Below are 11,532 nucleotides of genomic sequence, written 5' to 3' on the forward strand. Positions count from 1 at the left end.
TTCCTTGCTGCATCCTCCTCACCGTAGGTGTACGTCTTCTGCGGCCGGGAGGCGCTGCTCACCCCGTCCGGGGCGGGCAGGGTCACCGAGGTGGCGCGGTTCTTCCCGTCGTAGCGGATGTCGGTCGCGGGACGCTTGTCCTCGATCGAGGCGATGAGGTCGCCCTTGCGGAGCTTCGAGAGCCCCGTGATGCCGAGCGAGGAAGCGATGCGCTGGAGCTCCGGCAGGCGGAGCGCGCGCAGGTCGCTGGGGATCTCCACCTGGGTGGAGTCGTTGACGTTCGTCAAGGTCGGTGTTTCCTTTCGAACCGCAGAACGCGGAGAGTTTCCACCGTCCCGGCGCATGGGTGCGCTGCGACCGCCGTTCAGACGACGGACCGGGATTCGGTGATCTGAAAGAGAGTGCCCCCGCGCACCGGACCCTGCGCCAGCGCCGACGGATCCGGTTCGGATCGGCCTGTGCGCCTACGCTGGATCGGCTTCGAGCGCCGAGTGCGGCACCACTGTAGCACCACCGAGGTCGACGGCCAGCATGAGCGCCCGCCAGTCGGACTGCGCGTGTCGCGACACCAGGTCGGCCGCGGTCAGGCGCTGCGACGGGTCGCTGCCCAGCACCAGCATGCTCGGACCCGCTCCGGACACCACCGCGGCGAGACCGTGCTGCCGGAGCAGGCCGATCAGCGCGTCGGTCTCCGGCATCGCACTGGCGCGGTACGACTGGTGCAGCCGGTCCTCGGTCGCGGCGAGCAGGAGTTCCGGGCTCTGGATGAGGGCGGCGACGAGCAGCGCCGAGCGGGACACGTTGAACGCGGCGTCCTCGTGGGGCACGCTCGCGGGCTGCAGGGACCGGGCGAGCTTCGTCGACAGCGTCGAGGCCGGCACGAAGACCACCGGCGAGACACCGCGGTGCACGAGCAGGCGCTTGACCGCTGGACCCTCGGCCGTCATCCACGCGATCGTCAGGCCGCCGAACAGCGCCGGTGCGACGTTGTCGGGGTGGCCCTCCATCTCGGTCGCCAGGGTGAGGAGCGTCGACGCGTCGAGGTCGACGACCCCCTCGAGCAGGCCACGGGCCGCCATCAGTCCGGCGACGATCGCCGCGGCGGACGAGCCCATGCCGCGTCCGTGCGCGATCGCGTTCACGGCGTGCAGCTCGAGCCCGGGCTGTTCCACCCCGGCGTGCTCGAGGCCACGGCGGACGGCCCGCACCACGAGGTTCGACTCGTCGGTGGCGACCTCACCGGCACCGACGCCCTCGACCGTCACGGTCGCGCCGGGCTCCGGGCGGACGCGCACGACGACCTCATCGTAGACCGACAGCGCCAGGCCGAGCGAGTCGAAGCCGGGCCCCAGGTTCGCGGAGGTGGCCGGGACCCGCACACGGACCGCCCGTCCGGCCGGTACAGCACTGCGGGCGGTCACGCCCTCCCCCGGTCCGGACGAGCGGTCGACGCTCACGCGGAGCCGACCAGTCCGAGCACCTCGGCGACCGACTTCGTGTCGACCGGCACGCTCGTCGGGGCGACCTCGCCGCCGTCCTCGGTGCGGAGGGCCCACTGCGGGTCCTTCAGGCCGTGGCCCGTCACCGTGATGACGACCTTCGCGCCCTGCGGGACGACACCGGCGTCCGCACGCTCGAGCAGACCGGCGACACCGATCGCCGACGCGGGCTCGACGAAGACGCCGACCTCGGCGGACAGGATGCGGTGCGCGGCGAGGATCCCCTCGTCGGTGATCGCGCCGAAGTAGCCGTCGGTCTCGTCGCGCGCCTCGAGCGCGTACTGCCACGACGCCGGGTTGCCGATGCGGATGGCGGAGGCGATGGTGTCCGGGTGACGGACGACCTCGCCCGAGACGATGGGTGCGGATCCGGCCGCCTGGAACCCGAACATGCGGGGCATCCTCGTCGAGCGGCCGGCGGCGACGTCCTCGCGGTACCCGCGGGAGTACGCGGTGTAGTTGCCCGCGTTGCCGACCGGCAGGAAGTGGAAGTCCGGGGCGTCGCCGAGCACGTCGACGACCTCGAACGCGGCCGTCTTCTGGCCCTCGATGCGGTCGTTGTTGACCGAGTTGACCAGGTGCACCGGGTAGTTCGCCGCGAGGTCGCGCGCGATGTCGAGGCAGTCGTCGAAGTTGCCCTGCACCTGCAGCAGCTGGGCGTCGTGCGCGACGGCCTGGCTGAGCTTGCCCATCGCGATCTTGCCCTCGGGCACGAGCACCGCGGCGGTGATGCCCGCGTGGGTGGCGTACGCGGCGGCCGAGGCGCTGGTGTTGCCCGTCGAGGCGCAGATGACGGCCTTCGCGCCGTGCTCGACGGCCTTCGAGATCGCCATCGTCATGCCGCGGTCCTTGAACGACCCGGTCGGGTTCATGCCCTCGAACTTGACGTACACCTCGGCACCGGTGCGCTCGGAGAGGCGTCGGGCCGGGATGAGCGGCGTGCCGCCCTCGCCGAGGGTCACGACGGGCGTCGCCTCGGTGACGTCGAGACGGTCGGCGTACTCGCGCAGGACTCCCTGCCACTGGTGGGCCATCAGGCTCTCCTTGTTCGGTGTTGTGCAGTCGGGGACGGACGGTGCGGGGGCTAGGCCCCGACCACCCGCAGGACGCTGGTGATCTCGACGACGACGTCCTCGTTCCGGAGGGCGACGACCGTGGCGGCCAGGTCGGACTCGCGGGCGAGGTGCGTGCCGATGACGAGGGTCGCGGTGCCGGCCTTGCCGTCGCCCGGGTCGGTCGCGGCGGACTGCTCGACGGTCTCGACGCTGACGCCGTGCGCCGCGAGCACGCCGGCGACGGTCGACAGCACGCCGGGGGCGTCGGCCACGTGCAGCGTGATCTGGTAGCGGGTCCGGACGGTGCCGATCGGGAAGACGGGCAGGGCCGACTGGGTCGACTCCGCGATGCCCGGGCCGCCGATGACGTGCCGACGAGCGGCCGACACCAGGTCACCGAGCACGGCCGACGCGGTCTCGACGCCACCCGCACCGGCGCCGTAGAACATGAGGTCACCGGCGGCCTCGGCCTCGACGAACACGGCGTTCTTCGCCCCGTGCACGCTCGCGAGCGGGTGCGACTCCGGCACGAGCGCCGGGTAGACCCGCGCGCTGACGCCCTCGACGCCGTCCTCGTCGGTGAGGCGCTCGGCGGTCGCGAGGATCTTCACGACGTAGCCGGCCTTGCGTGCGGCGCGGACCTGCTCGATCGTGACCGAGGTGATCCCCTCGCGGTGCACGGCGGCGAGCGGCACCGAGGTGTGGAACGCGAGCGAGGCCAGGATCGCGGCCTTCTGCGCGGCGTCGTAGCCCTCGACGTCGGCGGTCGGGTCGGCCTCGGCGTACCCGAGCTCCGTCGCGGTCGCCAGGGCGGCCTCGAAGGTCGAGCCCTCGCGGTCCATCAGGTCGAGGATGAAGTTCGTCGTGCCGTTGACGATCCCCATGATCCGCTCGATGCGGTCGCCCGCGAGCGAGTCGTGCAGCGGGCGGATGATCGGGATCGCACCGGCCACCGCGGCCTCGTAGTAGAGCTGTGCACCGACCTGCTCGGCCGCGGCGAAGAGCTCCGGCCCGTGCGTGGCGAGGAGCGCCTTGTTGCCCGTCACGACGTCCGCGCCGGACTGCAGCGCCTGGAGCACCAGGGTGCGCGCCGGCTCGATGCCGCCGATCAGTTCGACGACGATGTCCGCGCCGAGGATGAGCGACTGCGCGTCGGTCGTGAAGAGCTCCTTCGGCAGGTCCACGTCACGGGGCGCGTCGAGGTCCCGCACCGCGATGCCGACGAGCTCGAGCCCGGCACCGGCACGCGAGGCCAGCTCGTCGCCGTGCTCGAGGAGCAGGCGCGCCACCTGGGAACCGACGGAGCCGGCTCCGAGCAGCGCGACGCGGACGTTGCGGTATTCGATCATGTGGTGCGCATTCCTGTGGGGCGGGCGGCAGCCCGGTCGGTCGGGGTCAGCGGCGTCAGCCGGCGACGACCCCCGTGTCGCGAGCGAGCAGGTCGTCGATCGACTCGCCACGGACGAGGATACGGGCTGTGCCGTCCGCGACCGCGACGACCGGCGGACGGCCGACGTGGTTGTAGTTGCTCGCGAGCGACCAGCAGTAGGCGCCGGTCGCCGCGACGGCGAGCAGGTCGCCCCGGTGCACGTCGCCGGGCAGGTACTCGTCGTTCACCACGATGTCGCCCGACTCGCAGTGCTTCCCGACCACGCGCGTCAGGACCGCCGGGGCGTCCGAGCTGCGGGCGAGCCGGGCCGTGTAGTCGGCGCCGTACAGCGCTGGCCGGGCGTTGTCGCTCATGCCGCCGTCGACCGAGACGTACGTGCGCGTCGCCGACGAGCCGTCCTCGGTCTCCAGCGTCACGGGCTTGATCGTGCCGACGCGGTAGAGCGTCGTGCCGGCCGGGCCGACGATGTACCGACCGGGCTCGACGGCGATCTCCGGCACGGGGATGCCCCGCTCCGTGCAGGCGTCGGCGACGATCGTGGCGAGGGCCTCGGCGACGTCCTCGGGCGCGAACGCCTCGTCCGCCTCGGTGTAGTCGATCCCCCAGCCGCCGCCGAGGTTGAGCTCCGGCACCGGGCCGGACGCCACCAGCTCGGCGTGCACGTCCATCAGCCGTCGCGCGGCCTCGCGGAAGCCGGACTCGTCGAAGATCTGCGAGCCGATGTGCGAGTGCAGCCCGACGAACGCGAGCGACGGCTCGGACCGGACCGCGGCCGCGGCGTCGACGGCCTCGGACAGGGGGATGCCGAACTTCTGGTCCTCGCGCGCGGTGGCGAGGTACTCGTGCGTCGAGGCGTGCACCCCGCTGTTGATCCGGATGCGCACGCGCTGGACCGTGCCCGCGTGGGCGGCCGCACGCGCGACGCGGCCGATCTCCTCGTGGCTGTCGAGCACGATCGTGCCGAGCCCGACCTCGACGGCACGGGCGATCTCGGCGTCCGACTTGTCGTTGCCGTGGAAGCCGAGCAGCGCCGGGTCCGCACCCCCGGCCAGCGCGACCGCGAGCTCGCCGGCGGTGCAGACGTCGAGGCGGAGTCCGGCACCGGTCATCCACGCGGCGACCTGGGTCGTGAGGAACGCCTTCGCGGCGTAGTAGACGTGCGCCCGCGTGCCGATCCGGGCGAAGGCCTCGGTGAACGCCGTGCGGACCCGGGCTGCGCGGGCCTGGACGTCGCGTTCGTCGACGACGTAGAGCGGGGAACCGAACCGGGCGACCAGGTCCGACGCCGTGATGCCGCCGACCGCGAGCTCGCCGTCGTCCGTCCGCGTCGCGGACGCCGGCCAGATCCGCGCGGTCAGCGCGGAGGCGTCGGCGGGGAACCGCAGCCGCGGCGGGGCAAGGGGGTTGGCGCTCACGGGACCCGATCCTACCGAGCCGGGGCGGGCCTCCAGGCCGGTGTTACGCCACCGTCCACGAGCCCGACGCACGGGCGTCAGCCGCAGCTGCCGACCGTGCGGAGTCCCTGCTCGGTGAGCGGCAGCGCGTCCGCGGTGACCCGGACGGTGGCCTGCTCGGCGGTGACGTCGACGGACCGGACCCGGAGCTGCTCCGGGAGGAACTGCGCCGTGCAGACCTGCACCGGGACGCCCGTGACGCCCGGGATGCTGTCGACCCGCAGGCCGAGCGCTGAGTTCGTGATGCGGACGCTCTGCGGGGTGATGGTGACGCCGCGGCCGTCCTGCTGCGCGACCACGTCGCCGGTGGCGGCGTAGCTGATGTCGTAGCCGAGCACCGCGGTCGACCCGGAGAGCTCGACACCGTCGTCGACGAGCCGGAGCCGCTCGAACAGCGGGCTGTACTTCGCCAGGTCCTTCACGCTCGTCGCGGCGAGGGTCACGTGGCCGTCGACGTCGTGGACGTCGCCCTTGCCGTCGACCGGGACGTCGCGTGCGGTGACGTCGGCGGCGAGCGGGACACCGTCGACGGTCAGGCGGTCCGAGGTGATGTCGACGCGGTCGAGCGTGCCGGCGAGCAGCTGCGGGAGGACGATGCCCTCGGCGTGCGCGGTGACCTCGCCGGTGGCACCCTCCGGCAGGGACTGCTCGACCTGGTCCGCGATGATCCGGTCGACGACGCCCCGCAGGACGAACTCGGCGACGACCACCAGCGCGGCGAGCACGAGCACCAGGACGACGAGGACGACGGGCCAGCGACGGCGCTTCCGGGAGGGCGCGGTGGCGGAGGACATCGTCCCACCCTGCCAGGTGCTCCCCGTGGCCGGCCTGGAGGCGCGGTGTGCGCCCGGTGGGCGGGTTGCGGGCGCCGGGCGCGCCGCAGCAGCTACATGCGCTCGGGCGCGCTCACACCGACCAGGCCCAGGCCGTTCCGGACGACCTGCCCGGTGGCGTCGTTCAGCCAGAGTCGGGTGCGGTGCAGGTCCGACACGGCCTCGTCGCCGAGCGGCGTCACGCGGCAGGAGTCGTACCAGCGGTGGTACAGCCCGGCGAGCTGCTCGATGTACCGCGCGATGCGGTGCGGCTCGCGGAGCTCGGCGGCCTGACGCACCACGCGCGGGTACTCGGCGAGGGCGCCGAGGAGCGCGCTCTCCGTCTCGTGCGTGAGCAGGGACGCGTCGAACGCCGAGCGGTCGACGCCCGAGGCCGCAGCGTTGCGGGCGACCGACTGCGTGCGGGCGTGGGCGTACTGCACGTAGAAGACCGGGTTGTCGTTGGTCCGCTTCGTGAGCAGGTCGAGGTCGATGTCGATCGAGGTGTCGCTCGCGAACCGCACGAGGGCGTAGCGACCGGCGTCGACACCGACCGCCTCGACGAGGTCCTCCATCGACACGATCGTGCCGTTGCGCTTCGACATGCGGAAGGGCTGGCCGTCCTTGAGCAGGTTCACCATCTGGCCGATGAGGATCTCGAGGTTCTTGCCGGGCTCGTCACCGAACGCCGCGCACATCGCCATCATGCGGCCGACGTAGCCGTGGTGGTCCGCGCCGAGCATGATCAGGTTCCGCTCGAACCCGCGCTCGCGCTTGTCGAGGTAGTACGCCAGGTCGCCCGCGATGTACGCCGGCTGCCCGTCCGACTTGATCACGACGCGGTCGCGGTCGTCGCCGAAGTCGGTCGTCCGGAGCCAGAGCGCCCCCTCGGCCTCGTACATCTTGCCGAGGGACTGCAGCCGCTCGATGGCGCGCTCGACGGCCTTCGACTCGTGCAGCGAGTTCTCGTGGAAGTAGACGTCGAAGTCGACGCCGAAGTCGTGCAGCGAGGACTTGATGTCGGCGAACATGAACTCGACGCCCTCGCGGCGGAAGAGCTCCTGGGCCTCGTCGCGCGGCAGGTCGCGGACGTCGGTGCCTGCGGGCAGCGTGGCGATGACGCGCGCCGCGATCTCGCCGATGTACGCACCGCCGTAGCCGTCCTCCGGCGTGGGCTCCCCCAGCGCCGACGCGACGAGCGACCGGGCGAACCGGTCGATCTGCGCACCGTGGTCGTTGAAGTAGTACTCGCGGGTGACGAGTCCGCCCTGGGCCTCGAACACGCGGGCCAGCGAGTCACCGACGGCGGCCCAGCGGACACCACCCATGTGGATCGGACCGGTCGGGTTCGCGGACACGAACTCGAGGTCGATCGACACGCCCTCGTACAGGTCGCCGTGCCCGAACGCGACGCCCTGGTCGACGATCGTGCGGGCGATCTCACCGGCGGCGGCGGCCTCGAGCGTGATGTTGATGAAGCCGGGGCCGGCGACGTCGACGGACGCGACGCCGTCGAGCTCGGTCAGCTCGCCGGCGATCTCGGTCGCGAGCTCACGCGGGTTCGTGCCGAGGCGCTTCGCGAGCTGCATGGCCGCGTTCGAGGCCCAGTCGCCGTGCGCACGGTTCTTCGGCCGCTCGAGGGCCACGTGGGACTCCCCGATCGTCACGGTGTCGGACGCACCTCGTCGCTCGACGATCCCGGTCAGGATCGACAGGTACGCGGCGGAGAGTTCGGCAGGAGTCACGAGGGTCGAGTCTACCGGGACGCCCAGGTGCCTCGCGGGCCGGTGCCGGACGCCGTGCAGCATCATGGCTGGATGACCTCCCGCAGCCGTGCCCGGGCGATCACCGTCGCCCTGCTCTCCGTGTCCGCCGCCGTCCTCCTGGCCGGGTGCACGGGCGGGTCCGGCGACGCGGCTCCGAGCGCGAGTCCCACCCCGATCGGCACCGCCGTCCGGCAGACGTGCGCCGAGCTGCTCCCCACGAGCACCCTCGCGGTCTACGGGAAGACCTTCGAGCTGGACACGTCGTGGACGCCCGCGAAGGGCACGCCGGCCGCGACGATCGCGCGCCAGCGTGGTCGGGTCTGCCACCTCGTCGCCACCGACGACCCCTCGACCACGATCACGCTCGCCGTGGCGCACCTGCCTGAGAAGTCGCTCACGACCCTGAAGGACGCCCTCTACGAGCGCGGCGGCTCCGTGCCGACCTACCGCGTCGAGGGGTACTACGCGCTCGACGACGGCGTCGGCCGCGCGGACGCCTTCCCCGACCCCTACTGGATCACCACCGAGTCGACGCTCTACACCGAGCCGGGCGGAGCGCAGCCCGTCGTGGACGCGGTGCGCGCGGTGCTGCAGCCGTCCGCGTCGGCCAGCCCGGCGGGCTGACGCCACCACCGGTCGGACGGGAGGCGCGGTGCGGGCCGGTGCCGTGCCTCCCGTCCGGCGGTGGTCGCGACACGGACGCGACACGCGCTGTCGGGACCGGCTCGCGGGACCTGCTACGGTTGATCTCACCCACGAGCCCCCATAGCTCAGGGGATAGAGCACTGCCCTCCGGAGGCAGGGGCGGAGGTTCGAATCCTCCTGGGGGCACAGTCACATTCCCGCGCAAGCGGACGTTCTCGCTTCGCTCGATCGGCCGCGCGCGATGTCGCCTTCGGCGACTTTCCCCCGAGGTCGCGTCCGACACGTCAGGCTCGGTCTGCGTTGCGCGATGTCGCCTTCGGCGACCGTCCCCCGTGGTTGCGTCCCCCACGTCGGGCTCGATCGGCCGCGCGCGATGTCGCCTGTGGCGACCGTCACCCGTGGTCGCGTCCGTCAGGTCCTGCTCGATGGGCCGCCAGGCTGCCGGCCACTCCTCGTTCGCGGGGGCGACACCCGGCGTCAGTATGATCCGCGCCGATGAGCACCGGCACCACGGACACCCAGGCACCCCTCGCCCGCGGCCAGTACGCACCCGACCCCCGCACCCTGGTCGACGTCCTCGAGGCGACCGCACGCGCCACGCCCGACGCCCTCGCACTCGAGGACCCCGCGGGCTCCCTCGACTACGCGACGCTCCTCCGACTGGTCCGGGAGCAGGCCGACGACCTCGCCACGCGCGGGGTGTGCCGCGGCGACCGTGTCGGCGTGCGGATCCCCTCGGGTGCCCGTGACCTGTACCTGTCGATCCTCGCCGTGCTGGCCGCCGGCGCCGCCTACGTGCCCGTCGACGCGGACGACCCCGAGGAACGCGCCGCGCTGGTCTTCGGCGAGGCCGCCGTCTTCGGGGTGATCGGCGCCGGCGGGGTCCTGCGGTCGAGCGGCGCGCCGGACGCCGCGCCCGCACCGGTCGTCGACCCGGACGCGCGGGCCGCGACCCCGACCACCGACGACGACGCCTGGGTGATCTTCACCTCCGGTTCGACGGGGGTGCCGAAGGGCGTCGCCGTGACGCACCGCTCCGCCGCGGCGTTCGTCGACGCCGAGGCGCGGATGTTCCTGCAGGGCGCCCCGCTCGGTCCGGGCGACCGCGTGCTCGCCGGTCTCAGCGTCGCGTTCGACGCCTCGTGCGAGGAGATGTGGCTCGCGTGGGCGCACGGTGCGTGCCTCGTGCCGGCACCGCGGTCGCTCGTCCGCACCGGGGTCGACCTCGGCCCGTGGCTCATCGCGCACACGATCACCGTCGTGTCGACGGTCCCGACGCTCGCCGCACTGTGGCCCGACGACGCGTTGGAGCAGGTGCGCCTGGTGGTCTTCGGCGGCGAGGCCTGCCCGCCCGAGCTGGCCGCCCGCATCGCCTCGCGCGACCGGGAGCTCTGGAACACCTACGGCCCGACCGAGGCGACCGTCGTCGCCTGCGGGTCCCTGATGGACGGCAGCCAGCCGGTGCGGATCGGGCTGCCGCTCGACGGGTGGGACCTCGCGGTCGTCGACGAGCAGGGGCAGCGCGTCGCGCCCGGCGGTGTCGGCGAGCTCGTGATCGGCGGGGTCGGACTCGGCCGGTACCTCGACACGGCGAAGGACGCCGAGAAGTACGCACCGTTCCCCGAGCTCGGGTGGGACCGGGCGTACCGGAGCGGTGACCTCGTCCGCTACGAACCGGAGGGTCTCGTCTTCCAGGGCCGCGCCGACGACCAGGTGAAGCTCGGCGGTCGCCGGATCGAGCTCGGGGAGGTCGACGCGGCGTTGCAGGGCCTCGACGGAGTCGCCGGCGGCGCGGCGGTCGTCCAGCGCACACCGGCCGGCAACCAGGTGCTCGTCGGATACGTCGCCCCCGTCTCCGGCACCGAGATCGACACCGCCGCGGCGAACGCCCGCCTGCGCGAGGAACTGCCCGCCGCCCTCGTACCGCTCCTGGCCGTCGTCGACGCCCTGCCCACGCGGACCTCGGGCAAGGTCGACCGCGCAGCGCTCCCCTGGCCGTTGCCCGGGGCGACGGACGCGGCGCTGCTGCCCGACACCGTGGCGTGGATCGCGGAGCGCTGGTCCGCGATCCTCGGGGTCCCGGTCACGAGCGTCGACGACGACTTCTTCGCGCACGGCGGCGGGTCACTCACCGCCGCACAGCTCGTGTCGGCGATCCGCGAGCGCTTCCCCACCACGACCGTGTCGGACGTGTACGACCACCCCCGCATCGGCGCCCTCGCCGACGCGCTCGACGACGCCGGTCCCGCTGCGGCCGCGCGGCCTCCCGTGCGCCCGGTCCCACCGACGACCGGCCTGCTGCTCACGCTGCTCGGGCTGCCCGTCCAGGTGCTGCGGGGCCTGCGCGTCCTGACCTGGACGGCGCTCGTCGCGGCGGTCCTGCACGCGACGACCCTGCCGGTGCTGCCGGTCCTGCCGTGGTGGGCCCTCGTCGTCGCGCTGCTCCTCTTCGTCACGCCGATCGGCAAGATGGCGGTCACGGTGGTGCTCGCACGGCTGCTGCTCGTCGGCGTCCGCCCCGGCGACCACCCGCGGGGCGGGTCGGTGCACGTCCGGGTCTGGCTCGCCGAACGGGTCGCCGAGGCCGTCGACGGCCCGTCCACCGCGGGCGCCCCGTGGATCAGCTACTACGCCCGCGCGCTCGGTGCCCGCATCGGCCGCGACGTCGACCTGCACACCCTGCCGCCCGTCACCGGGATGCTCAGCGTCGGCAAGCGTGCGTCGATCGAACCCGAGGTGGACCTCGCCGGGCACTGGGTCGACGGGGACGTCTTCCGCCTGGGTCACGTGCGCGTCGACGCCGACGCGGTGGTGCACAGCCGCTCCACGCTGCTCCCCGGAGCCCACGTCGGCGCGGGTGCCGAGGTCGAGCCCGGCTCCGCCGTCACCGACCGGGTCCCCGACGGGGAAC

9 protein-coding genes and 1 tRNA gene are annotated in these 11,532 nt (G+C 73.1%); 3 read left to right on the plus strand and 7 right to left on the minus strand.

The window, feature by feature from the left end; genetic code table 11:
- From D8M35_RS17105 to argS, 7 genes are all read right to left on the minus strand, one after another.
- A partial coding sequence (locus tag D8M35_RS17105) for a Rho termination factor N-terminal domain-containing protein (protein ID WP_238638228.1) occupies positions 1 to 287 on the minus strand: 287 nt, incomplete at its 3' end.
- 177 nt (positions 288 to 464) lie between these two features.
- The gene (gene thrB, locus D8M35_RS13165) at positions 465 to 1,421 is read right to left on the minus strand and encodes a homoserine kinase (RefSeq protein ID WP_126892273.1); all 957 of its coding nucleotides are present in this window, start codon (positions 1,419 to 1,421) and stop codon (positions 465 to 467) included.
- Between the two features lie 32 nt (positions 1,422 to 1,453).
- A complete protein-coding gene (thrC, locus tag D8M35_RS13170; protein ID WP_058749850.1) occupies positions 1,454 to 2,533 on the minus strand; it encodes a threonine synthase in 1,080 nt (359 codons plus the stop codon).
- 50 nt (positions 2,534 to 2,583) lie between these two features.
- A complete protein-coding gene (locus D8M35_RS13175; protein WP_126892267.1) occupies positions 2,584 to 3,903 on the minus strand; it encodes a homoserine dehydrogenase in 1,320 nt (439 codons plus the stop codon).
- A gap of 55 nt (positions 3,904 to 3,958) precedes the next feature.
- Positions 3,959 to 5,359 (minus strand): diaminopimelate decarboxylase, encoded by a 1,401-nt coding sequence (gene lysA / locus D8M35_RS13180; protein WP_126892268.1) that lies wholly within the window; start codon positions 5,357 to 5,359, stop codon positions 3,959 to 3,961.
- Between the two features lie 77 nt (positions 5,360 to 5,436).
- Entirely contained in the window at positions 5,437 to 6,192 is a 756-nt protein-coding gene (locus tag D8M35_RS13185; RefSeq protein WP_126892269.1) for an LmeA family phospholipid-binding protein, read from the minus strand.
- 92 nt (positions 6,193 to 6,284) lie between these two features.
- Positions 6,285 to 7,955, minus strand: coding sequence for an arginine--tRNA ligase (gene argS, locus D8M35_RS13190; RefSeq protein ID WP_126892270.1), 1,671 nt, complete (start codon positions 7,953 to 7,955; stop codon positions 6,285 to 6,287).
- Between the two features lie 72 nt (positions 7,956 to 8,027).
- Between argS and D8M35_RS13195 the strand changes: the two genes are divergently transcribed.
- The 3 genes from D8M35_RS13195 to D8M35_RS13205 all read left to right on the plus strand — a co-directional run.
- Positions 8,028 to 8,600: a hypothetical protein gene (locus tag D8M35_RS13195; RefSeq protein WP_126892271.1), complete on the plus strand. Its 573-nt coding sequence runs from the start codon at positions 8,028 to 8,030 to the stop codon at positions 8,598 to 8,600.
- A gap of 135 nt (positions 8,601 to 8,735) precedes the next feature.
- Positions 8,736 to 8,807, plus strand: a tRNA-Arg gene (locus tag D8M35_RS13200).
- A 309-nt stretch (positions 8,808 to 9,116) separates the two neighbouring features.
- On the plus strand, positions 9,117 to 11,532 hold a 2,416-nt coding region (locus D8M35_RS13205; protein ID WP_126892272.1), incomplete at its 3' end, for a non-ribosomal peptide synthetase.

This window comes from Curtobacterium sp. HSID17257, assembly GCF_003989515.1.
Classification (GTDB): domain Bacteria; phylum Actinomycetota; class Actinomycetes; order Actinomycetales; family Microbacteriaceae; genus Curtobacterium.